This is a genomic window from Flavobacterium sp. CR10 (assembly GCF_055814415.1).
Genome location: NZ_CP185985.1, coordinates 798867 through 822989, shown reverse-complemented (window position 1 = coordinate 822989; position 24123 = coordinate 798867). Strand labels below are relative to the sequence as shown.

Below are 24123 nucleotides of genomic sequence, written 5' to 3'. Positions count from 1 at the left end.
TATTATTAGACATGTATAAAACTTCTTTTTTTAAGAAAACTCTTTTGGCTGTAATGGCTATTTTTCTATACTCTTGTGACAAAGATTTTAATGCAATTGGTGACGGTTTGGTTGGAGATGATCACTTTGGACTTGAATCTGAAAAATATGATGTTTTAGCTTTTAATCAAGAAGTTACTCCTGTCCAGTCGAATAATATGACTCCAAATGCTTTGGGTATTTTTGATAATCCTCTTTTTGGAACTACGACTGCAAATTTTGTGACTCAAGTAGGGCTTGAATCTTATCCTCCGACTATTGGAATAGCTCCAGTTGTTGATAGTGTTAAAATAGAGATTCCTTATTTCAGTCATGTTATAGCTACTGGTAAAGAGGGAGACAGTACCTATGAATTAGATTCTATTTACGGAGATAAAAATGGAAAACTAAAATTAAGTGTTTATGAATCTGGAATTCAGATGAGAAATAGTTATTTTAGTGGGGGTAATCAGTTGCCACAGTTTTATTATACAGATCAAAATAATGAATTCTCAAATAAGAAAGTTGGGGAAAGATTAAATAATGGTGGAGCTTTAGAGAATGATGAGTTTTATTTTAGTTCGAAAGAAATTGTAATCAAAACAACTAATTCGGATAAAACTGTAACGACAGAAAGAAAAAAGCCTCAGATGACTTTGCATCTTAATACGCAATTTTTTCAAGATAAAATATTAAAAGCGGATCCTTCAAAACTTGCGGCTGAAGATGTTTTTCAGGAATATTTTAAAGGTTTATATTTTAATGTTGAAAAATCTGGATCTAGTCCAAGCAACATGGCTTTAATAAATTTTAGCGAAGGTAAAATTACAATTTTTTACAAAGCCAAAACAGAGGCTACATCAGATGTAGAGAGTAAGAAAATCGTATTGAATTTAAAAGGTGCTTCGGCGGCAACATCAAATACAGCTAATTTTCTGGCTGATGCACGAAATCCTGAGTACGAAAGTGCTATAACTACTAACGTTAATAAAACTGTTGGAGATGAAAAACTTTATCTAAAAGGCGGTCAAGGATCTTTAGCTATTATAAAGCTTTTTAATCAGACGGATGTGATGGGATATGATGAAAAAGGTAATGTGGTAAATGCGTCAAATAAGGTTCCTGATGAATTAGATGAAATTAGATATAATGTGGCTAACAAAAACTGGAAAGTTAACGAAGCTAACTTAGTATTCTATATTGATGCCACTAAAATGACAGGTACTGAAGAGCCAAATAGAGTGTATTTGTATAATTTTACAGATAATACTGTTTTGGCAGATTATTCTAGCGATCCTTCTTCTGCTTATGGAGGCTTGATTACTGTAGGTTCTGACAAAAGAGGGAAGAGTTATAAAATTAGAATCACAAGCCATTTTCGTAATCTAATTAAGGATGCGACGGCTAAAAATGTTGATTTAGGACTGGTTGTTTCTCAAAGTGCTACAATGCTTACGTTTAATGCGTTGAAGAACAAGATTCAAATTAATGATGATCCAATTGAATATTTTTCTGTAGCACCAAGAACATCAGTTATGAATCCTTTGGGTACAGTCTTATTTGGAGGAAAGAAAGGTGGTTCACCTGATTCTGAACAAGAAAAGAAAAGATTGAGACTCGAAGTATACTACACGAAACCAAATTAATAAATATATATGTGTGGAATTGTTGGATATATCGGTCACCGAGATGCCTATCCTATTGTAATAAAGGGATTAAAGCGTCTTGAGTACAGAGGATATGATAGTGCCGGCGTTATGCTGTATGACGAAGAGTCGGGCATTAAAGTTTGCAAAACAAAAGGTAAAGTTTCCGATCTTGAGGCTAAAGCCAATGAAGGTTTTACAACAAACGGAAACATTGGAATTGGACACACGCGTTGGGCTACTCATGGGGTTCCAAATGACGTGAACTCGCATCCTCATCTTTCTAATTCTGGTGATTTGGCAATCATCCATAACGGAATTATAGAGAATTATGCGCCTTTGAAAGAGGAGCTTATCAAAAGAGGTTATACTTTTAAATCAGATACAGATACTGAGGTTTTAGTTAATTTAATAGAAGAAGTTCAAAAGAAAGAAAACATTAAATTAGGTAAAGCAGTTCAGGTTGCGTTAAACCAAGTTGTTGGTGCGTATGCAATTGCTGTTTTTGATAGAAAAAATCCAAACGAACTTGTAGCGGCAAGATTAGGAAGCCCGTTGGCAATTGGAGTTGGAGAAGGCGAGTATTTTGTTGCTTCTGATGCTTCGCCATTTATTGAATATACTTCTAATGCTGTTTATTTAGAAGATGGTGAAATGGCTAATATCAGATTGCATAAGCCTATCAAAATTAGAAAAATCCAAGACGACTCTTTAGTAGATCCTTATATTCAAGAACTTCAAATGAACTTGGAGCAGATTGAAAAAGGAGGGTATGACCATTTCATGCTTAAAGAAATCTACGAACAGCCAAGTGTAATTAAAGATACTTACAGAGGAAGACTTCATGCAAATGAGGGAATTGTTCAGATGGCTGGTGTTGAAGATAACTTGGAGAAATTCTTAAACGCAAAACGTATTTTAATCGTGGCTTGCGGAACTTCTTGGCATGCAGGTTTAGTAGCAGAATACATTTTTGAAGAATTTACACGTATTCCTGTTGAAGTAGAATATGCTTCGGAGTTTAGATACAGAAACCCAATTATCAATAAAGATGACGTAGTTATTGCTATTTCACAATCTGGTGAAACTGCAGATACTATGGCGGCTATTAAATTGGCTAAAGAAAACGGTGCGTTTGTATTTGGAGTTTGCAACGTGGTTGGTTCTTCTATTTCTAGAGAAAGCCATGCAGGAGCTTATACGCACGCAGGGCCAGAAATTGGAGTAGCTTCTACAAAAGCTTTTACTACTCAAATCACTGTTTTAACAATGATTGCTTTAAGATTAGGAAAAGCTAAGGGAACTTTATCAAATACAGATTTCCACACGTATCTTCAAGAATTGGAAATCATTCCAGACAAAGTTTCAGAAGCATTAGAAACTAATGATAAAGCAAAAGAAATTGCTACCACTTTTAAAGATTCGCCAAACTGTCTTTATTTAGGTAGAGGTTATAATTTCCCTGTTGCTTTAGAAGGTGCGTTGAAATTAAAAGAGATTTCATATATCCATGCAGAAGGATATCCAGCTGCTGAAATGAAGCACGGTCCAATTGCTTTAATTGATGAATTAATGCCTGTTATTGTTATTGCGCCAAAACAAGGACATTACGATAAAATTGTAAGTAACATTCAGGAAATTAAATCAAGAAGTGGTAAAATTATTGCTGTAGTTACAAAAGGAGATACTCAGGTTCGTGAATTGGCAGATTATGTAATCGAAATTCCAGAAACTTCAGATGCATTGTCGCCGTTAGTTACTACAATTCCATTGCAATTGCTTTCTTATTACATTGCTGTAATGAGAGGATGTAATGTGGACCAGCCTCGTAACTTAGCGAAGTCGGTTACTGTGGAATAGATTCTATTTTAAATATTAAATATGTTAAAAAAGCGAGATTTAAGTCTCGCTTTTTTTGTGCCGTATTGTTAAAATTAAGATAAAATTTGTAAGAATATGATTCTTTTGTAGTTTTGTAAGAAATATTTTAATTTTATCTGCCATGCAAAAAATTATACTCCTTATTTTTATTCATTGCTGCTTTTTTTCAATTGCTCAAACCAAGCTTAACTTCAACTACGATCAAGCAGGAAATCAAATTACGAGAACATTATGTATTAATTGTTTGGCTAAATCTGCAAAAGATATTGTAGAACCAGAAGCTTTAACTGAAAATGATTTAGAAAAATTCTCTCCTGAAGATGTTATTTCCTATTACCCAAATCCTGTAAAAGAAGAATTGTATTTACAATGGGAATTGGCACATGATAATTATGTGACTTCCATTTATGTTTATTCGATGACAGGACAGGTATTGCGAACTTTTCAGCCCAATTCCAACACTAATAATTTGAGCATTCCTTTTCAGCAATACTCTGCCGGAGTTTATCTGGTTTTGCTTTCATACAAAGATGGGGGAGAAAAGTCTATTAAAATCATTAAAAAGTAATTTGTAAATGAAGAAGTTTTATATTAGCCTATTGTTTTTATTAGTTGGTTTATTTGGTTTTGGGCAGTCTGCAGAAGTTGGCGTTACAGAAGGGGAATTATCAGTCTCTCTAACAGGTGCGGCCAATTATAAAATTCCTATTGCTGTTCCTCCGGGGATTAATGGAGTTGCTCCACAGATAAGTTTATCATATAATAGTCAAGGTGGAATTGGAATGGCTGGTTTTGGTTGGAATATTCTTGGTATTTCGGCTATTACAAGGATTCCTTCAACATTGTACCATGATGGAATTATTGATCCTGTTGATTTTAATGCTTTAGATCGTCTTGCTCTTGATGATAAAAGATTAGTTTTAAAAAGCAGTGAAAAATTTGATGTTGGAGGAACAAAGAGAATTTATGAAACTGAAATATTCTCTAATCTAAAGATTACAGGTTATAGTGGATATGTGCAAAATAATAATACATTAGATTTAGTATTTAGTCCTGTTGATTATTTTACAGTAGAATATCCTGATGGTTCTTTAGCAAAATATGAAAACCATGGCTCTGCCACAGATTGGACAATTAGTTTTTGGGAAAATCCACAAGGAGTTATAATTAAATATGAGTATAATACGGAATATTCTGGAAGTACAAGTCCAACTAATAATTCAGTAATAGAAAGAATCACTTATGGGGCTTTAAAATCTTCAAGTAATCAAATTAATGAAATCCAATTTGTTTATAAACCTAATTACAGAATGGAGCAAATTTATATTGGGGGAAAGAGTTTTGCACGAAATAAAATCTTAAGCGGAATTAATATAAAGACTAATGGGGCAGGATTTAGAAGTTATTCTTTAACCCATGATACTTCTTCATTAGGCTATTCTCGTCTTACAAGTATAACTGAGAAAAGTGGCGATGGAAGTAAAAGTTATAATCCTACCGTTTTTAAATATGCTGAGAATCAAACTTTATTATCTCCACAAATAGAGTATGTGGGTGACAGTAATGGATTTTATATGTCGTCGTCTTTGTCTAATGTGGTAGTTGGTGACTTTGATGGTGATGGAAATATTGAATTTGTAAATCACAAGGATTATAAAGGAGGTTTTTATCTTAATAAAGTTTTAGATGATAATTCTGTTAAAAATTTATCACAAGTAGATAATGTATTTCCATCTAACAGAGCTTTATATGCTGTAAATACACTGGACAGTAATTTAAAGATTTCAGGGAAGGAAAGTGTTTGTGTTTATGCTCAAGAAAGTTCTCTTAGCTCTCAATATTATTATAAAATCTATACTTATAATTTAGATACAAAAAAATTAGAGTTAGATTATCAAAAAGCGCAACCTCTTGGAGCGCCTTCTCTTGGAGATCCCTCTTTGGCTGCTGATTTTGATGGTGATGGAATGACAGAATTAATTAGATTAAAAGAGCCTATAAATGGATACTCTCAAATACAGCTTATTAATCTAGATCGCAGAAAAACAATAGATTTTATTACTGAAGCAGGTTCAATTCAAATAGGGCCTTGGATTGATACATCGGGAGGTAAATCAACATCCTTTATAGGGCTTAATAGTATTAAATATGGAGATGTAAATGGAGATGGAAAAATGGATATAGTTGTTTTTAGAGGTGATCCATACAACGACATTAGTGTTTATACCTTAAAAGATAATGTTTTTGTGCAATTGTTTAGAGTAAAACAAAATATGCCAGGTGATATTGGAAGTTTGCTATGGTCCCGTATAGAGGTATTTCCTATTATAATGGGAGATTTTAATGGTGATGGAAAATGTGATATTTTTTTGGCGGACTTAAAAAAAGTTTTATTAGCGACTGGAGGAGATTATTTTGTTGAAGAATCTTTGTTGGCTTATACTCCTAGGAAGTACGATCATACTTATGTTCCGGAAGTATTAGTTGCGTTTGATTATAATAATGATGGTAAAGCAGATATTTTAAGTATTAAATTGTCTGAGACAGGTAGTGGTTCCAATTTTCAATCTAGGATAGATATAAATTTATTTTATAGAACTAATCAATGGTTCAATTATTCGTTTAATAATGCAAAAACGAGATATAGTCTTACTAAAAATTTTATTCCCCTCTTTACTAGAAAAAATAAAACTAATGAATTTAAAACGGATTTAGCGATAATCCAAGATGGTAATATTTCTTTTTTTTCCAATAATAATTATATCGATGGACAAAATCTCTTAAAAACAATCACTTTAGGAAATGGTATAAAAGAAACTCTTACTTATATGGCTTTAAATGACAATAACGGGATTTATACAGCAGGAACTTCTCAAGTTTATCCTAATATGGATATGAAATTTAATTCGGGATTTAAAGTGGTTTCGCAATTAGAAAAACAAAGCAGTAACCAATATAAAAAGCAGTTGTATCAATATGGTGGTGCGGTTATGAATCTTGAAGGATTAGGGTTTTTAGGTTTTGGAAGCACAGTAAAAACAAACTGGTATGACAGTACTTCACAGATCATTTCTTATATTTCAAAAAATGATATTTCATTGCGAGGAGCTAATGTTGAAAATTATACAGTTTTGGGCTTACATGAGCCCTTATATGAATCTTCAAATCAAGTTGCCTCTTCAATCATAAAAGAAAATAATTATACCGTTACAGGAACTGAAAATCTAGTCGCTTCTCAAAGTATTACTTTAAAACCCAATACTTGGATAAAACCAGGCAGTACTTTTTCTGCAAAAATAAATACAACAGCCAATAAATCGATAAATGAACCATCGACTTTTATAACAAAATCAATATTGGCTTATGAAAAGGAGTTGTTTGCTAATAAGGTTTTTAAAATTAAAAACGTTTCAGCTAAACAATTTAATGGTTTTGAAAACACAACCAGCGAAACTCAGATGAATTATGATAATTATAATAATCCAATAAAAATTATAACAACAAATGAAGGAGCATCAACTAAACAGACAAGCATAACAGATATAGTTTATCAAAATATAGAATCGCCTGTTTATATTGTGGGTAGACCATTAAGTAAAATCCAAAATGTAACTTTAGGAAGTGAAAAAATGCGAACAGAAGAATTGTATGAATACAATGCTCAGCAGTTGCTTTTTCAGATTCAAAAGAAAGGAGACGAGACTACAAATTATATTGCAGAGAATCGAGTATATGATAAATTCGGTAACATTACCAAACGAACTTTAAAAGCTGGACAAGATACAAGAGAATTTAATTATGAATACGACACGTCTGGACGATTTTTGAGTAAAGAAATAGATGCCGAAAAGCTAGTTACGAACTATCTGTATAATTCTAATGGAACATTAAAATCAATAACCAATCCTTTAGGGCAGACAACTTTGTTTGAGTATGATTCATGGTTCAAAAAAATAAACGAAACCAATTGTTTGGGTAATAAAGATGAATACAAATATGTAAATAGTAATGGTAATACTATTTTAACTAAAACATATGCAGATGGAAATGTTGCTGAAGAAACATTTGATGATTTGGGACGAAAAATAAAATCGGGTTCAAAAAATATAATGGGAAGTTCTACTTATGTTTCTTATGCATACGATATACAAGATCGAAATTATAAAGTAAGTGAGCCTTATATTGGAACAGCGCCATCGCAATGGAATGAAACAAAGTATGACGATTACGGACGTGTTGAAACACAAACGGCTTATACCGGAAAAGTGACCAATTTTCTTTATGCAGATTTAACCACCACAGTAAATGATGGAGTAATCTCCAAAACGTATAGAAAAGATGCTGTTGGTAATGTAATTTCGATGTTTGATGTTCCTTCTAATGAAATTAAATATACCTATTTTGCAAATGGAGAGTTAAAAGAAGTAAATTATGATGGTATAAAAACAAAATTTTTGCTAGACGGATGGGGCAGGAAAAAACAGATTGATGATCCATCTGCAGGAATATTTAAATATACCTACAATAATTTTGGGGAGCTTATAAGTGAAGAAAATAAAAACGGAGTAACATCTTATAAACTAACCCCAGAAGGAAGACTGGACGAAAAAACAATTTCGGGACTTTACACCAATTTTAAAACAAAATACACTTATGACGGAACAAATAAACTATTAATAAATAGCCAGTTTAGTGACGGCGTTAATACGATTAAAACCGATTATATTTATGATGATAAAAAACGAATCGGGACAAAGATCGAATCAACACCATTTGCAGTATTTACTAAGGATTATAGATACGATTCTTACGGTCGTTTACTCACAGAAGCATCAATAGCTTCGAGATTAGGAGGTAAAGCCAGCAGTAAAACGGTAAAATACAGCTATAAAAATGGTGCGCTTTATCAAATTTTTGACAATGGCACTAATGCTCTATTATGGCAAACCAATACCATAAATGCCAAAGCGCAGCTTTTGACTGCTCAAAACGGACCACTAACACTGACTAATGAGTATGATAGTTACGGCTACAACAAACAATTTAAATTTGACAAAACCACGCCATCGGTCAATATATTGTCTTTAGGAACAAGTTTTAATGCAACTACAGGAAATTTAGATAATCGTACCAACAATTTAATGGCGTGGAACGAAAGTTTTAAATATGATAATTTTGACCGATTAACAGAATTTACAGGAATTAGCGGAGCAAATGAGACACAGGCTTATGACAATAAGGGCAGGATTACCCAGAATAGTTTAGGTACATATACATACTCTAATGAAAAACCATATCAAAATGCTTCAATTACAGTAAGCCCAGAGGCTTTACAATATTATACAGTCAAACCGTCTCAGATTATAGACTACAATGTTTTTAAAAGCCCTATCTTAATTAATGAAAAAGATGTCGACAAAGTAAGTTTTGATTATAATGATAGTAATTATCGCACAGCCATGTTTTATGGCGATTTACAGGATGACAAGCTAAAAAGACCTTTCCGAAAATATTACAGTGCAGACGGTACTATGGAAATAAAAGAAAATAGAACAACTGGTGTTACAGATTTTGTTACTTATATAGGTGGAGATGGCTATACTGCTCCAATAGTATTTAAAAGCAATGGAGATACAGACCAAAAAATTCTATTTTTACAAAGAGATTATCAAAATTCTATTGTAGCAATTACAGACCCATCTGGAGCAATTGTAGAAAAAAGAGTTTTCGATGCTTGGGGCGCTATTGCGAGAGTACAGGACGGAGCAGGAAATACATTGTCTGGACTGACTATTTTGGATAGAGGGTACACAGGTCATGAACATTTACAAAGTGTTGGTCTTATAAACATGAATGCCCGTTTGTACGACCCAAAACTGCATCGTTTTTTACAGCCAGATAATAATATTCAGGATCCTTTTAATACACAAAATTACAATCGTTATGGGTATGTAATGAATAACCCTCTTCGATATACAGACCCAAGCGGAGAATTTTGGAATGTCGTTTTTGGCTATTTGTTTGCCGCATATGTAAAAGGAGCTTACGAAAGTGGAGGACAATTAAACCCCGGAAAATGGACTTCTAATGCTTGGACAAGCGCTTTTGCAGGAGCTGCTTCTGGTGCAGCTTCCTCGTACACTACTGGAGTGGCAAATAATTACTTAGATAATTATAATAATAAACCAGCTTTAGGGGCGAGTGCGGTTGGGTCTGGAGAAAGCGGTAATCCATTTGTTCAGGATTATAATTATAGTTTTAAAGATGATCCAGCAAATGTTTATGTAGATCCTGAAAGTGTAGGATTTAGTAATAGTGATATTGCATCTTTGGGAGGCATAATAGGGGGGGTAAGCGGTACAATGAATGAATTATCTGTTGTGAAATTTCATAATGCGGCACCAGCAGGAAAATTTGCGGTTAATTTTAATGGTTCAATGCGATATTGGTCTGAATCTTTTAAAGGAGGAACTAAAGCAAATATTTCAGGCTCTGTAGTACAAGCTGCAAAAAATAGCTCAGTATCTTTAAGATTTGCGTCTACATTAGGTAAGTATGCATCTTATGGAGGTTCTTACCTAGGGTATTATTCTGCAGTTGAAAATTTATTTAATGATGATTATTATGGTGCTATCAGAGAAGGCTTGGTAAATAGATATAGTATTCATCTTTCAAATACAAGAGGCAATATTTATGGAATAGGAATCACAATCGGCTGGAGTATACTAGGGCCAAGAGTTACAAACAGTGAGGCCTATAACAGATTCTTTTTTGGTAAAAACTCGGCTATTTATCAGGATTTGGAAAGAAAAAATAATTGGTATGAAAGTAAGATTTTTAAAGACTAACATCATGAAAATTTATAAATATATTTATTATCTCTCACTCACTAAAAGCTCTAAGAAGCATTCTTCGCCTGAGTTTTATGCACATAGTCTTTTGTCTTTTACACAGACAAGTAATTTATTAACAATCATAAATGTTGTATTAATTGTTACGGGAGTGAAGATAAATTATGATTTGCGTTTGGTAGCTATGGTTTGCCCTGCTTTATTTTTTTTATTTAACTACTATTATTTCAGCAAGAAGGGAAATGGTGAAATCGTTATGAAGGATAAAAGTTATAATTTGGGTAAATACTCATATTTATTGGAGCTCTTTACTTATTCATCGTTCATTTTTGTTGTTGTATCTTATTATTTTTATAAGAGATTTTTGTAAAAATGGGATAGTATTAGAATATCATGAAAATTTATAAATATTTATATTATAGTTTGTATTTGTCTAGTGCTAAATACAATGCTTCTCCAGAAATACCTGTAATTAGTTATATATCTTTTGCTCAAACTAATAATATAATCAGTTTAATCTATGTATTTCTTTTTTTTACAAAGTTGGTTAAAAGATTTAATCTTCCGGTTGTCTATTTAATTATTCAAATTATTTTATTTATTGTGAATTATTATTATTTCATAGTTTTTAAAAAGGGTGACGTAATTGTGAAAAATGAAAAATATTCATTAGGTAAATTTTCTTTTATGACAGAAGTATATTTGTTTTTATCTGTGCTTTTAACAGGATTAACCGGGTATTTATTTCAAGAATTTTAAAAACCTTTCGGTTATTAACGTTCAGAAACAAAATGAAAATTTATAAATATTTATATTATAGTTTGTACTTTAAAAGTTCAAAACATAATGTTTCGCCAGAGATTCCAGTAGTGGGATACATTTCTTTTACACAGACAAACAACATTCTTAGTATGATAAACCTTTTTTTGTTTTTTACAAAATGGGTTAAAAATTATAATCTGCCAGCTACGTACTTAGTAATTGAAATAGTGCTTTTTATTATTAATTACTATTATTTCGTAACATTAAAAAAGGGGGAATTGATTACTCAAGATGAAAAATATTCTCTGGGAAAATTTTTCTTTTTAACGGATGTTTATTTATTCTCGTCAGTTATAATAATGGGAATGACATATTATTTATATAGAGAATATTAAATTATGTAGATGCTTGGAAAGTATATTTGCTAGAGCTATTCGAAATTCTAAACTGCATCGTTTTTTACAGCCCGATAGCGCGGATTTGCAATCCGTGCCCATGAAGTATATCTACAAAGTGAGAGAAAAAAAAATACGGTGAGAATAAATAAGATTTGAAAATTGGAGTGGGCACGGATTTCAAATCCGCGCTATCGGGACGCAAATGGCCATTAGTGGGAATAACGATAGGAATTGGTAAGGTAGTTTCTACTACGGATGTCTATAAACAAGGGATGATAGACGGAAGAAACAATGCTTTTATTCAAGAGAATGGATATCCTGTAAATCATACAGCAACTATTAAGTCGGACTCGGGGATGTATCGCGAATGTGAAGTATGCCCTTTAAAATTTAGATAATATGAACGTTTTTAATTATGTTTTTTATAAGATGTATAAGTCAACTACTAAGGTTAACAACTTGTATCCCGAAATACCAACAATTATATTTTTGTCAGCATTACTGTTTTTAAATATAGTTTCAGTTTTATTAATTTTTAATGTGTCTATTAAGCAAATTAGTTTAAATGGAATATATCTGATTATAACAATTATATTGCTGTTTAATTTCTTTTATTTTTTAAAAAATGATAAGTATAAAGAGATTTTACATGAATTTGATTCGAAAAAAAAGATTCTTTTTTTAGATGTTTTAATATTTATTTATCCTTTTATATCCTTTTTTGTGTGCTTTAAGTTGTTAAAAATGCCTAATGGCACAATTAGTTTTACATTGATAGGTCTGTTGGTGATTGAAATAATTGGTCTTTTTTGTGAAAAAAAAGAGTGAGTTGTTTTAAATAGAAGTCGGCTCTATTGTAGCGATACTGACCAAGTAGGAACTGTTGTCGAAAAAAGAGTTTTTGATGCTTGGGGGGCTATTGCCAAAGTACAGGACGGGGCAGGAAATACATTGTCTGGACTGACTATTTTGGATAGGGGTTATACAGGGCATGAACACCTGCAAAGCGTTGGTCTTATAAATATGAATGCCCGTTTGTACGACCCAAAACTGCATCGTTTTTTACAGCCAGACAATAATATACAGGATCCTTTTAATACACAAAACTACAATCGTTATGGGTATGTAATGAACAACCCTTTAAAATATACCGATGCGAGCGGAGAATTTTGGCAGTTTGCTGCTGTTGCTTTGGCAGCCTATATTTATGGAGGAGCAGCAACAGGTGAGGCAAACCCATTAAAATGGAACATGCAGAATGTTTTGGGAGCCTTTTCTGGTATAGGCTCTGGTTTGGCAAGTTCTTATGCAACAGGAGCAACCAACAGTTATATTGATAATTATAATAATAAGCCTGCTTTGGGTGCTAGTGCGGTTGGATTTAACTTGCCTTCGTTTGTTAATGATGATAATTATATTAATATTACAAAAGTTAATGAAAAAAGAAGAGGTATTGGTAATGATGTAATTCCATGTGTAGCATGTCATCATACTTTAGATAGGGGAGATGTTTTTGAGTCAGAATTATTACAGCCAGACTCGAAATTCGGCAATGGTTTAAAAAATACTGTATTTGGAGTTGTTGCAACAGTTGGTGCTGTGGCAGCAATTCCTGAAACTGGAGGAGGATCTGGTATTGCATTAAGTTTCACTATTGGGCAAACTTCAATAGGAATAGCTCAAATGGCAGATTCTTTTAATGAAAAACCTAGTGAGGTTCTTCATAATTACTCAACAGTTCCCGGCTTGATAGCAGGTCAGAGAGGAAGTAAATATGCTCCTATGATTGATTTTACATCTAGTTGGATTACTGGAAGTATGGGTAATGCTCCTACCCTTTTGGGTAATACTAAAGGAACATGGAATTCTGTTAACGAATTATCCCAAGGAAAAAAGATGTTATATAACACTATTTCACTTTACAGTACATATGGTACTTATAATAGTGGTTATAATATCGGTTATTCTTTACTGTTTAATAATAAACAATGATAAAAATGAAATTCAAAAGAAATAAAAAGTATTTAATGCATCGGTTTTTAATATCCCATATATTTCTGCTTTTTTTTGCCTTAGGAGGTAAATTACATCTTGAAAATATAGTAATAGTTTGGATTTTAACTGTAATTATTCCTAATGTAATTATCTCTCTTGTTAAGAGTTTAAGTTCAATAGAGCTTCAAAAGGATCATATTCAATTGATTTTTATTATGTGGTTTTCTAAAAAAAATGTAAAATTATATAGGTATGAGGATGTATTATTTAGTTATAAAGACGAAAATGAAGGAAAGGCTTGGGGGAAACGTTTTAGAATTTATAAAAAAGGAGATGAAAAAAGCTTATTTAGTGTAAGTGATCTAGATGGATGGTATGAGGAAAATATTAAAGAAGTTATTGAAGAATTAAATAAAAGAGGGGTTGAGGTTAAAACGAAATAAATTATAGATTTTTTTAGATAAATTTTCCCCGCTCCCGCACGAATCCTTTCGTGTGGCAGTATGCAGATTAAAGTTTAGTTTTTTATAAAGATTAAAAAATGAGTAGAAATTATAAGTTTCATAATCCTGAAGGCTTGTATTTTATCAGTTTTGCGGTAGTAGGCTGGTTAGATGTATTTACTAGAAATGAATATAAAGATTTGTTCTTGGAAAGCTTAGAGTTTTGCCAAAAAAAGAAAGGATTAGAAATTCATGCTTGGTGTATTATGACAAACCATGTGCATTTAGTTTTTAGAAGTATAACTGGACAAAATCCAGAATTATTGATTGGAGATTTGAAAAGATTTACTAGTCAATCTATAGTTAAAAGTATACGAGAAAATCCAAGAGAAAGCAGACGGGAATTCTTATTGGAATTCTTTAAGAAAGAAGCAGAAAAAAGTTCTAATGTAAAGCATTATCAGTTTTGGCGTCATGACAATAAACCAATTGAGCTTTGGAGCAATAAAGTGATACAGCAAAAGATAGATTATGTTCACAATAATCCGGTTGAAGAAGGATTGATTTATAAGGCAGAAGATTATGTGTACAGCAGTGCAATAGATTATTCAGGTCAAAAGGGACTTATTGATGATGTGGTAGTTTTTAAGATGTTTGATGTCTAACTGTTGCGCCACACGAAAGGATTCGTGCGGTAGCGGGGGCCATCGCAATGGAACGAAACAAAGTATGACGATTACGGACGCATTGAAACACAAACGGCTTATACCGGAAAAGCAACCAATTTTCTTTATGCAGGTTTAACCACTACAGTAAATGATGGAACAATTTCCAAAACCTATAGAAAAGACGCTGTTGGTAATGTAATTTCGATGTTTGACGTTCCTTCTAATGAAATTAAATACACCTATTTTGCAAATGGAGATCTAAAAGAAGTAAATTATGATGGTATAAAAACAAAATTTTTGCAAGACGGATGGGGTAGGAAAAAACAGATTGATGATCCATCTGCGGGAATATTTAAATATACGTACAATGATTTTGGGGAGCTTATAAGTGAAGAAAATAAAAACGGAGTAACATTTTATAAACTAACCCCAGAAGGTAGACTAGACGAAAAAACAATTGCAGGACTTTACACCAATTTTAAAACAAAATACACTTATGACGGAACAAATAAACTATTAATAAATAGCCAGTTTAATGACGGAGTTAATACGATTAAAACCGATTATATTTATGATGATAAAAAACGAATCGGGACAAAGATCGAATCAACACCATTTACAGTATTTACTAAAGATTATAGATACGATTCTTACGGTCGTTTACTCACAGAAGCATCAATAGCTTCGAGATTAGGCGGTAAAGCCAGCAGTAAAACGGTAAAATACGGTTATAAAAATGGTGCGCTTTATCAAATTTTTGACAATGGCACTAATGCTCTATTATGGCAAACCAATACCATAAATGCCAAAGCGCAGCTTTTGACCGCTCAAAACGGACCTTTAACACAAACTAATGAATACGATAGTTATGGTTATAACAAACAGTTTAAGTTTGACAAAACCACACCATCGGTCAATATATTGTCTTTAGGAACTAGTTTTAATGCAACTACAGGGAATTTAGATAATCGTACCAACAATTTAATGGCGTGGAACGAAAATTTTAAATATGATAATTTTGACCGATTAACAGAATTTGTAGGAATTAACGGGACAAAAGAAACGCAGGCTTATGACAATAAAGGCAGGATTACCCAGAATAATTTAGGTACATATACATACCCTAATGAAAAACCATATCAAAATGCTTCAATTACAATAAGCTCTGAGGCATTGGAATATTATAAGACAAAACCATCTCAAATTATAGACTATAATGTTTTTAAAAGTCCTGTCTTAATTAATGAAAAAGATGTCGACAAAGTAAGTTTCGATTATAATGACAATAATTATCGAACGACAATGTTTTATGGCGATTTGCAGGACGATAAATTAAAAAGACCTTTCCGAAAATATTACAGTGCAGACGGTACAATGGAAATAAAAGAAAATACAACAAATGGTGTTATAGACTTTGTTACCTATATAGGCGGAGACGGCTATACTGCTCCAATAGTATTTAAAAGCAATGGAGATACAGACCAGAAATATTTATTTTTGCAAAGAGATTACCAAAATTCTATTGTAGCAATTACGGACCCATCTGGAGCAATTGTAGAAAAAAGAGTTTTCGATGCTTGGGGCGCTATTGCGAGAGTACAGGACGGAGCAGGAAATACATTGTCTGGATTGACTATTTTGGATAGGGGGTATACTGGACATGAACATTTACAAAGTGTTGGTCTTATTAATATGAATGCCCGCTTGTACGACCCAAAACTGCATCGTTTTTTACAGCCTGATAATAATATTCAGGATCCTTTTAATACACAAAACTACAACCGTTACGGGTATGTAATGAATAACCCTCTGCGATATACAGACCCAAGCGGAGAAATTTGGAATGTCGTTTTTGGCTATTTATTTGCAGCATATGTAAAAGGAGCTTATGAAAGTGGAGGGCAATTAAATCCTGGAAAATGGACTTCTAATGCTTGGACAAGTGCTTTTGCAGGAGCGGCTTCTGGTGTAACATCATCATATGCAACGGGAATGGCAAACAATTATTTGGATAATTATAATAATAAGCCAGCTTTGGGTGCTAGTGCAATTGGACCGGGATATGGTGATGTAAATGCTTTTTCAGGTGTTAGTATTACAGGTGCTGCAGAAAGAAAAGGTGATTTAACAACAAAATATAATATCACAAGTGATTACTCTATTTATCTAAGACCTGTTGATTTTGAGAAAGTAGCTGTAAAAACTAATGAAGTAGCAACATCAACAGCAATAATTACTTCAGGTCTTGAAGCAGCTGGAAGAGCAGCTCCTTATATGAATGGAATAGGGAAATATGCAGGAAATATTTCTACTGTTGCGCAAGTTGTTGACCATTCTTATAAATTTAGTAAAGATGAAAAAGATGGAGGAATTTCTGGCGGAAGATATAGCTATAGGATGACGGGTACAATGGCATCATGGGGTGTAGGAACTGCAATTTCATCTTGGGGAATTGGTGGATCTTTTGCAGGCCCATATGGGGTTTTGGCGGGAGTTCTTATGGGCGCAGGTTTTCAAGGAGTCGAATATTCTTACGATATAGTTGCTCCACAAGTACAAGGAAGTTTTAATCATTTTTTTAACTCTTTTAATAGGGGTAATTTTATTAGATAATTAAAAGAAAATACTATGAAATTAAAAATAACTTTTTTAAATCAGTTGAGAATGCTAGCAGATTTGATGGTGATATCTTTTATATATATTGTTATATTGTTTTGTTTGCCGACTCATGATTTTAAACTTGTAATGATGATATCCGTTCCGTATTTTTTAATGTTTTTAATGCCTGTGCTTTTTTTACATTTTAACTATCTAAGAGAAAATCAAAATATATCTTTTGTTTTAGAGAGTAATACGATAGTTAGAAAAAAGAGAATAGAGATATCACTTTATAATTCTGATGAGATTAAAAATATTGCAATTTATATGAATGGTTCAAGAGGTACTGTTAATGGAACTTTAGCTTTTAGTAATTATTATTATGTGAAAATTAATTTTTTGGATGGTTCTAGTTTTGTAATTACGTCTTTATGCTCTAGCAAAATTGATAAAATTCTAAAGGACAATTTTCCAAACGTTAAAACAACAACTGAAAAAGTGTTTTATCCCATGATTAGTTAAATTTTATACTTATTAGTGATTACTAGGAGGTGCCACACGAAAGGATTCGTGTGGTAGCTAGGGCCAAGTGCGGTTGGGCCTGGTTATGATCTTGAATCTTTTAATGCCGTCCAAGAAAGTAAATTTGCAATAGGAACAATTGGAGGTAATTTAGAAAAAAATAATGAATATAAATTTTCAAAAGAGTTTCTTGCGTTAACTATGGGAACTCTGAGCGAAAGTAAGTTTGAAGGGCGATACTATTTTAAAGAAACGACGAATACTTTTTTTGATTTAGGTAATGTTTCTAAATTAGGAACATATGGAGGCACAGCATTAGATTTGTATGATATTGGTTCTGGAGTTTATAAAGTTTCAATTGCTACAACAGATCAAGAAAGAACAGATGCATTTAACGCTCTAGCTTTTGATGGATTGTTAATTGGAATAGGTAAGAAGTGGCCAACACTTGGACTTACAATAGGAATTAGTAAAGTGATTTCGACAACAGATACATATAGACAAGGGATGATAGATGGAAGACATAAAGCTTTTATTCAACAAAATGGTTATCCTGTAAATCATACAGCAACTATTAAGTCGGACTCGGGGATGTATCGCGAATGTGAAGTATGCCCTTTAAAATTTAGATAATATGAACGTTTTTAATTATGTTTTTTATAAGATGTATAAGTCAACTACTAAGGTTAACAACTTGTATCCCGAAATACCAACAATTATATTTTTGTCAGCATTACTGTTTTTAAATATAGTTTCAGTTTTATTAATTTTTAATGTGTCTATTAAGCAAATTAGTTTAAATGGAATATATCTGATTATAACAATTATATTGCTGTTTAATTTCTTTTATTTTTTAAAAAATGATAAGTATAAAGAGATTTTACATGAATTTGATTCGAAAAAAAAGATTCTTTTTTTAGATGTTTTAATTTTTGTTTACCCCTTTGCATCATTTTTTTTATGCTTTAAGTTGCTAAAAATGCCTAATGGGCCAATTATTTTTACATTGATAGGCTTATTGCTGATTGAGATAATTAGTTTTTTTTGTCAAAAAGAAGAGTGAGTTGTTTTTGGCAAAAGCTGATTCTATTGTAGCAATTAAAGACCTATCTGGAGCAATTGTAGAAAAAAGAGTTTTCGATGCTTGGGGCGCTATCGCCAAAGTACAGGACGGAGCAGGAAATGCATTGTCTGGATTGACTATTTTGGACAGAGGTTACACAGGTCATGAACATTTGCAGAGTGTTGGGCTTATTAATATGAATGCCCGTTTATATGACTCAAAACTGCATCGTTTTTTACAGCCTGATAATAATATTCAGGATGCATTTAATACCCAAAACTACAACCGTTATGGGTATGTTTTAAATAACCCTTTAAAATATACTGATCCAAGTGGTGAGTTTGCATGGGCACCAATTGCAGTTGGTGCACTTATAGGGGCGATAATTGGAGGTACAAGTTATGTGGTGCAAGCTATACAAACTGGAGACTGGAGTTGGGGAAAATTTGGAATGTCGGTATTAGGAGGTGCCGTCATAGGAGGTGTAACTGGAGGTTTAAATCCAGCAAGTTTAATGGGGTCTTCAGTTGGGAATGCTGTAGCAACAGGTTTTGTAGCCGCAATGGCTCCCGCATATGGTGTAAACGTTGGTGATTGGAGCTTTAGTATTTCTCCCACAATTGCTTTTGGTAATACAATGGGAATAGGAGCAAGTGTTTCAGCAACTTACAATGCAGGTGATTTTAGTTTTTCTGGTGGTGTTGGAATTATGTCTAATAGTAATTATAATGGATTTGGAAAAAATGGTTTAGAAGTTAGAAAATCTATTCTAGTTGCTTATGATGATGGTAAAACTGGATTTAGTCTTGGTACTAATTTTTGGAGTGGAAGTGGCAGTATGAAAGAGTTTAAACAGCAAACGGGCTCATTAGGTTTGCATTTTGGAGATTTTAGAGCTTTTTATGAAAACGACGGGAAACCTTTTTCTGGAATGTCAGGCGATGGAAATGATCAATACAGAACGGCTGCATTATCTTTAAGTGTAGGTCAGTTTTCTGCTGGATTCAATTTGTTTACTGGAGCTAGAACAAAAGATGACTATGAAGTTGAGAAAAGTCTACTTGGTGGCGAATTAGGATATAGTTCTAGAGGAAGGTATGGGGAATATTATAAAAATGGATTTGTTAATGAGAGGGGAATCCCTTATAGGATGGGAGCAGCCTATTTTAGTTACAAGTCATATCGACTTGGAGCAAATAGTGAATGGATAAGACATGCAATACAAAATGTTGCAATTCATGGAACTTTTATAGCAAATCAGAGAATGTTCGAAATGCAAAATGGAGATTGGAATGGATATTCTCAATATAAAACCTCTAATATTTTTACAACATGGTAAGGGCTTTTCTTTTAATATTGATAGCATTAGCAGCAAATTCGTGCATTTCATACTACAAAAATGACGAAGGTATTTTTGTGCCAAAATATCCTCGGTATTCATTGAAAAATAAGAAGAATTTTGTGTTTCCTAAAGGACTAGATACTGTTAATGTGTATCGGTTTTATGGTTATTATGAAAATAAGATCTTAATTAGAGATCCAAATTATGAAAAGTGGTCTATATGTAAGAAATTTTACAATAATGGAACTGCTTTTAGTTTTAGTAGCAGTAAGTTAGAAGAAGAAGATTTGAATCCAATGAAAGTTGGAATGGACTACTATTTCTATAGTTTAAATACTGACATTATTAGTTATGAAACCTTTGTTATTGCTGAAGGAGGACAATATTTAATTATTAAGTATAAGTTGAGTCGAGAGGGAGACACTTTAACAAGTATAGATCATGGAAAAAAATCTCACGTCTATATTAAAACAATTATTGCTAAATAAACAAAAATAAAATGAAAAAATACATTATTACAGCTTTGTCTACAATTTTACTTAGTTGTACAGCAACTGTAAAATCTACTTTCGGCGCTCAGTTGAAACCATTAACAATTGATGATAAGGTTGCATTTCTTGATATTAAAAACACTGTTCCTGAAAATGCACAAAAAATTGGTAATGCAAAATTTGGGGATAGTGGGTTTTCGACAGATTGTGATTTTAATACTAATTTAATAACAGCGCGAAAATTAGCTCGAGCAAATGGTGCGAATATAGTCAAAGTAGTAAAAAAGTCTACGCCTGATCTATGGAGTTCATGCTACAGAATTACAGTTGAGTTTTATTTTTACGAGGGTGATGTTACAAAACTTCCTCAATATCAATTACAAATTAATTAATGCTTACTTATAATGAATAAAATTCTAATTACAGTATCTATCTTTTGCATATTATTTTTTTCAAGCTGTGCGACAATAATATCTGGTTCTAAACAAACTATTAAATTTTCAAGTAGTCCTTCATCTGCTTCTGTGTTTATTGATGAAGTAGAGATGGGTAAAACACCCTTTGAAATAAAATTAGCCAGAAAAAGGGAGCATGAAATCATGATAAAACTGGAAGGCTACCAAACTTATCAAACTACATTAACTAAGAGATTAAATGGCTGGCTTTTTGGAAATATTTTAATAGGTGGCTTAGTAGGAATCATTATTGATCCTATTACAGGTGCAATGTATAATCTGACACCTCAAGAAATTAATGCACAAATGAACAAAGGAATTGCATTTAAAAGTAATAACAAAGATGTTTATGTTGCAGTTTCTTTAAATGTTGATCCTAACTGGGAAAAAGTGGGGCAATTGGAAAGAAGATAATTTAGAATTTAACGATCCTAAACAAACAGATAACAGGGTTAAAACAATCGGTAAGGACAATAAATTTGTTTATACAATTAAAAATACAAAGTGTTAAGCACGAAATTATTATATTTTTTAAGCATTTTTCTTGTTTCAGCTTTTATGAGTGGTCAGGAAAACAATGACTTTGCCAAAAGATTGAAAGCAATAAATAAAGGCACTGTATCTTTTTTTAATGTTGACGGTATTGATTTTACTATGGAGACTTATAATTATCAGTTTGATGATAAAAATTTAAAAAAGCTATATCAGAAATATAGCATAAAACAAGTTGATGTAAAAGTAAGAGATAGCGCTCTTACATGTAATAATTATGTAGTAACTAAGTCTCCCAATAGCGCAGATTTGCAATCCGTGCCCACAAAGATTGGCAACAAAAAGAATACAAACAGACAAACTATCCTTACTTTCTAATGCGGGTACGGATTGTATTGTAAATCCGCGCCAACGGGTTTCCTGGTGCAATGAAAATTTAAAATGATATGAAATTTATTAAAAAGAGTTATTATTATTTTTTCTATAAAATTTATTACTCCATAAAATATACGTCAGAATTGAGGGGAGGAGAATTTCTTACTGTAAATAAAGCGAGTCTTGGGTAGTGTTCCAGTTTTGGCGGTCAGTATTTCCCCCGCTACCGCACGAATCCTTTCGTGTGGCAGTATGCTGATCAAATCCAAGTTATAAATTGTTAATGCTTTAAAATGAGTAGAAATTATAAATTTCATAATCCTAACGGCTTATATTTTATAAGCTTTGCGGTTGTAGGTTGGTTAGATGTATTTACTAGAAATGAATATAAAGATTTGTTTTTAGAAAGCTTAGAGTTTTGCCAAAAAAAGAAAGGATTAGAAATTCATGCTTGGTGTATTATGACAAATCATGTGCATTTAGTTTTCAGAAGTATAGCTGGACAAAATCCAGAATTATTGATTGGAGATTTGAAAAGATTTACCAGTCAATCTATAGTCAAAAGTATACAAGAAAACCCAAGAGAAAGCAGACGAGAATTCTTGTTGGAATTCTTTAAGAAAGAAGCCGAAAAAAGTTCTAATGTAAAGCATTATCAGTTTTGGCGTCATGACAATAAACCAATTGAGCTTTGGAGCAATAAAGTGATACAGCAAAAAATAGATTATGTTCACAATAATCCAGTTGAAAAAGGATTAGTTTATAAGGCGGAAGATTATGTGTATAGCAGTGCAATAGATTATTCTGGTCAAAAAGGACTTATTGATGATGTGGTAGTTTTTAAGATGTTTAATGTTTAAGTAGGACGTCCCAAAGGAAAGGATTCGTGCGGGAGCGTGGTTATGTTAATAAATATATGTTTTGATAAAAATTAACAAGATTAAATTTATAATTATATATTTGTAAAAATGATTTACAAAATATTGAAAATGAAAAAAATTATATTTTTTACAGCCATATTTATTAGTTCAATAACCAATTCTCAAACTTTTGACGGTAATTTGGGGATAAACAGCTTAAAGTGGGGAACAACAGAACAAAAGGATTTTAATGCACTTCCGAGAGTTGGGGTAACACCATTGTCGTTAAAACTTTGGGATAATTATGGGGGCTTGAATGCGCCATCCACTTACGGGTCTTTGTTAGAAATTTATGGAAGGAGTTCACATTTAATTTCTCAGTTATATTTTGAAGGTACTTGGAAAGGAGGTAAAATTATGTACAGAAATGCATTTTATGGTGAAAATGCCTGGACGGAATGGAGAAATTTATTGGATTCGAAGAGTGATGTGGAATCTTTTGGAAGTTTAAAAATAAAGGGTTCTGGTAATAGTTACATCACGACTGGAAATTTTGGTATTGGAACTAAAACTCCATCTGCGAGTCTTGAAGTTACTACATTAGCAGTTAGCGGTCCAGAAACATTACTTAAATTAAATGTAAGTGATGCATCACAAGATTATATTAAAGTTGTTAATAATACTGCGTCTAATGGGCAGTTTATTCCAAGCTTGCAGGGGTATCATGTGAGTGATAATAGAGCAGCACTTTATTTGACGGGAATGATTGAATCAGCTAATGATAATGGTGTTGAATCTGTTATTACATTTGATTCTAGACTTAATGGTGCACCAGTTGTTACAAGACCCTTATTTTCCTGGGATTCTTACGGTATAAGAAAAATGATTTTAACTTCAAATGGAAGTTTAGGTATCGGTACAAATACAACCGGAAATCATAAACTGGCTGTTGAAGGGTCAATTGGAGCAAGAGAAGTAAAAGTACAGGCGACAGGCTGGGCAGATTTTGTTTTCAAAAAAGAATATAATTTGCCAACACTTGAAGAAGTTGAAAAGCATATTGCAGAAAAAGGGCATTTGGAGAATATTCCAAGCGAGGAAGAGGTTTTAGAAAATGGAATTAATCTTGGCGAAATGAATGCTAAGTTGCTTCAAAAGATTGAAGAAATGACACTTTATATGATTGAGATGAAAAAGGAAATTGAAAAACAAAACAAAGAAATAGATTACTTCAAAAAAACACTAGAATTTAAAACCAAATAA

The 24123-nt window shown here is 32.4% G+C and carries 19 protein-coding genes; all 19 read left to right on the top strand.

The window, feature by feature from the left end:
* Nucleotides 1-11 precede the first annotated feature (11 nt).
* The 19 genes from ACNRYB_RS03805 to ACNRYB_RS03715 all read left to right on the top strand — a co-directional run bounded on the left by ACNRYB_RS03805 (nucleotide 12) and on the right by ACNRYB_RS03715 (nucleotide 24123).
* Complete coding sequence (locus ACNRYB_RS03805; protein ID WP_473729288.1) at nucleotides 12-1664, top strand: DUF4270 domain-containing protein; 1653 nt, start codon at nucleotides 12-14, stop codon at nucleotides 1662-1664.
* A gap of 9 nt (nucleotides 1665-1673) precedes the next feature.
* Nucleotides 1674-3524 carry a glutamine--fructose-6-phosphate transaminase (isomerizing) gene (gene glmS / locus ACNRYB_RS03800; protein WP_473729287.1) on the top strand — a complete coding sequence of 617 codons (1851 nt, stop codon included), beginning with the start codon at nucleotides 1674-1676 and terminating at the stop codon, nucleotides 3522-3524.
* A 142-nt stretch (nucleotides 3525-3666) separates the two neighbouring features.
* Nucleotides 3667-4113, top strand: a complete 447-nt coding sequence (locus tag ACNRYB_RS03795) for a T9SS type A sorting domain-containing protein (protein WP_473729286.1) — start codon at nucleotides 3667-3669, stop codon at nucleotides 4111-4113.
* Between the two features lie 7 nt (nucleotides 4114-4120).
* Complete coding sequence (locus ACNRYB_RS03790; protein ID WP_473729285.1) at nucleotides 4121-10393, top strand: RHS repeat-associated core domain-containing protein; 6273 nt, start codon at nucleotides 4121-4123, stop codon at nucleotides 10391-10393.
* Between the two features lie 396 nt (nucleotides 10394-10789).
* Nucleotides 10790-11155, top strand: a complete 366-nt coding sequence (locus ACNRYB_RS03785) for a hypothetical protein (protein WP_473729284.1) — start codon at nucleotides 10790-10792, stop codon at nucleotides 11153-11155.
* Between the two features lie 613 nt (nucleotides 11156-11768).
* Nucleotides 11769-11954: a hypothetical protein gene (locus tag ACNRYB_RS03780; protein ID WP_473729283.1), complete on the top strand. Its 186-nt coding sequence runs from the start codon at nucleotides 11769-11771 to the stop codon at nucleotides 11952-11954.
* 520 nt (nucleotides 11955-12474) lie between these two features.
* Nucleotides 12475-13548 (top strand): RHS repeat-associated core domain-containing protein, encoded by a 1074-nt coding sequence (locus ACNRYB_RS03775; protein WP_473730232.1) that lies wholly within the window; start codon nucleotides 12475-12477, stop codon nucleotides 13546-13548.
* A 5-nt stretch (nucleotides 13549-13553) separates the two neighbouring features.
* Nucleotides 13554-13994, top strand: a complete 441-nt coding sequence (locus ACNRYB_RS03770) for a hypothetical protein (protein ID WP_473729282.1) — start codon at nucleotides 13554-13556, stop codon at nucleotides 13992-13994.
* Between the two features lie 98 nt (nucleotides 13995-14092).
* Nucleotides 14093-14659 (top strand): REP-associated tyrosine transposase, encoded by a 567-nt coding sequence (locus ACNRYB_RS03765; protein ID WP_473729281.1) that lies wholly within the window; start codon nucleotides 14093-14095, stop codon nucleotides 14657-14659.
* A gap of 207 nt (nucleotides 14660-14866) precedes the next feature.
* On the top strand, nucleotides 14867-17275 hold the full coding sequence (locus tag ACNRYB_RS03760) for an RHS repeat-associated core domain-containing protein (RefSeq protein ID WP_473729280.1): 2409 nt from the start codon (nucleotides 14867-14869) through the stop codon (nucleotides 17273-17275).
* 15 nt (nucleotides 17276-17290) lie between these two features.
* The gene (locus ACNRYB_RS03755; protein ID WP_473729279.1) at nucleotides 17291-17782 is read left to right on the top strand and encodes a PH domain-containing protein; all 492 of its coding nucleotides are present in this window, start codon (nucleotides 17291-17293) and stop codon (nucleotides 17780-17782) included.
* A 201-nt stretch (nucleotides 17783-17983) separates the two neighbouring features.
* A complete protein-coding gene (locus tag ACNRYB_RS03750) occupies nucleotides 17984-18415 on the top strand; it encodes a hypothetical protein (RefSeq protein ID WP_473729278.1) in 432 nt (143 codons plus the stop codon).
* Between the two features lie 431 nt (nucleotides 18416-18846).
* Nucleotides 18847-20184 (top strand): polymorphic toxin type 23 domain-containing protein, encoded by a 1338-nt coding sequence (locus tag ACNRYB_RS03745; protein WP_473729277.1) that lies wholly within the window; start codon nucleotides 18847-18849, stop codon nucleotides 20182-20184.
* Nucleotides 20178-20675, top strand: coding sequence for a hypothetical protein (locus tag ACNRYB_RS03740; protein WP_473729276.1), 498 nt, complete (start codon nucleotides 20178-20180; stop codon nucleotides 20673-20675). Before ACNRYB_RS03745 ends, ACNRYB_RS03740 begins: the two co-directional genes overlap by 7 nt.
* An 11-nt stretch (nucleotides 20676-20686) precedes the next feature.
* Nucleotides 20687-21070: a hypothetical protein gene (locus ACNRYB_RS03735; RefSeq protein ID WP_473729275.1), complete on the top strand. Its 384-nt coding sequence runs from the start codon at nucleotides 20687-20689 to the stop codon at nucleotides 21068-21070.
* 12 nt (nucleotides 21071-21082) lie between these two features.
* Nucleotides 21083-21547 (top strand): PEGA domain-containing protein, encoded by a 465-nt coding sequence (locus tag ACNRYB_RS03730; protein WP_473729274.1) that lies wholly within the window; start codon nucleotides 21083-21085, stop codon nucleotides 21545-21547.
* A gap of 144 nt (nucleotides 21548-21691) precedes the next feature.
* Nucleotides 21692-22003 (top strand): hypothetical protein, encoded by a 312-nt coding sequence (locus ACNRYB_RS03725; RefSeq protein ID WP_473729273.1) that lies wholly within the window; start codon nucleotides 21692-21694, stop codon nucleotides 22001-22003.
* A gap of 290 nt (nucleotides 22004-22293) precedes the next feature.
* Entirely contained in the window at nucleotides 22294-22860 is a 567-nt protein-coding gene (locus ACNRYB_RS03720; protein WP_473729272.1) for an REP-associated tyrosine transposase, read from the top strand.
* Between the two features lie 129 nt (nucleotides 22861-22989).
* The gene (locus ACNRYB_RS03715; protein ID WP_473729271.1) at nucleotides 22990-24123 is read left to right on the top strand and encodes a hypothetical protein; all 1134 of its coding nucleotides are present in this window, start codon (nucleotides 22990-22992) and stop codon (nucleotides 24121-24123) included.

Excerpts from the sequence above, each read along its gene's own strand:
- ACNRYB_RS03790 (WP_473729285.1), top strand. The coding sequence starts at position 4,121 with ATGAAGAAGTTTTATATTAGCCTATTGTTTTTATTAGTTGGTTTATTT.
- ACNRYB_RS03730 (WP_473729274.1), top strand. The coding sequence starts at position 21,083 with ATGAATAAAATTCTAATTACAGTATCTATCTTTTGCATATTATTTTTT.
- ACNRYB_RS03755 (WP_473729279.1), top strand. The coding sequence starts at position 17,291 with ATGAAATTAAAAATAACTTTTTTAAATCAGTTGAGAATGCTAGCAGAT.
- ACNRYB_RS03715 (WP_473729271.1), top strand. The coding sequence starts at position 22,990 with ATGAAAAAAATTATATTTTTTACAGCCATATTTATTAGTTCAATAACC.
- ACNRYB_RS03740 (WP_473729276.1), top strand. The coding sequence starts at position 20,178 with ATGGTAAGGGCTTTTCTTTTAATATTGATAGCATTAGCAGCAAATTCG.
- ACNRYB_RS03805 (WP_473729288.1), top strand. The coding sequence starts at position 12 with ATGTATAAAACTTCTTTTTTTAAGAAAACTCTTTTGGCTGTAATGGCT.
- glmS (WP_473729287.1), top strand. The coding sequence starts at position 1,674 with ATGTGTGGAATTGTTGGATATATCGGTCACCGAGATGCCTATCCTATT.
- ACNRYB_RS03750 (WP_473729278.1), top strand. The coding sequence starts at position 17,984 with ATGGGAACTCTGAGCGAAAGTAAGTTTGAAGGGCGATACTATTTTAAA.
- ACNRYB_RS03765 (WP_473729281.1), top strand. The coding sequence starts at position 14,093 with ATGAGTAGAAATTATAAGTTTCATAATCCTGAAGGCTTGTATTTTATC.
- ACNRYB_RS03785 (WP_473729284.1), top strand. The coding sequence starts at position 10,790 with ATGAAAATTTATAAATATTTATATTATAGTTTGTATTTGTCTAGTGCT.
- ACNRYB_RS03770 (WP_473729282.1), top strand. The coding sequence starts at position 13,554 with ATGAAATTCAAAAGAAATAAAAAGTATTTAATGCATCGGTTTTTAATA.
- ACNRYB_RS03720 (WP_473729272.1), top strand. The coding sequence starts at position 22,294 with ATGAGTAGAAATTATAAATTTCATAATCCTAACGGCTTATATTTTATA.
- ACNRYB_RS03795 (WP_473729286.1), top strand. The coding sequence starts at position 3,667 with ATGCAAAAAATTATACTCCTTATTTTTATTCATTGCTGCTTTTTTTCA.
- ACNRYB_RS03735 (WP_473729275.1), top strand. The coding sequence starts at position 20,687 with ATGAAAAAATACATTATTACAGCTTTGTCTACAATTTTACTTAGTTGT.
- ACNRYB_RS03725 (WP_473729273.1), top strand. The coding sequence starts at position 21,692 with ATGAGTGGTCAGGAAAACAATGACTTTGCCAAAAGATTGAAAGCAATA.
- ACNRYB_RS03760 (WP_473729280.1), top strand. The coding sequence starts at position 14,867 with ATGTTTGACGTTCCTTCTAATGAAATTAAATACACCTATTTTGCAAAT.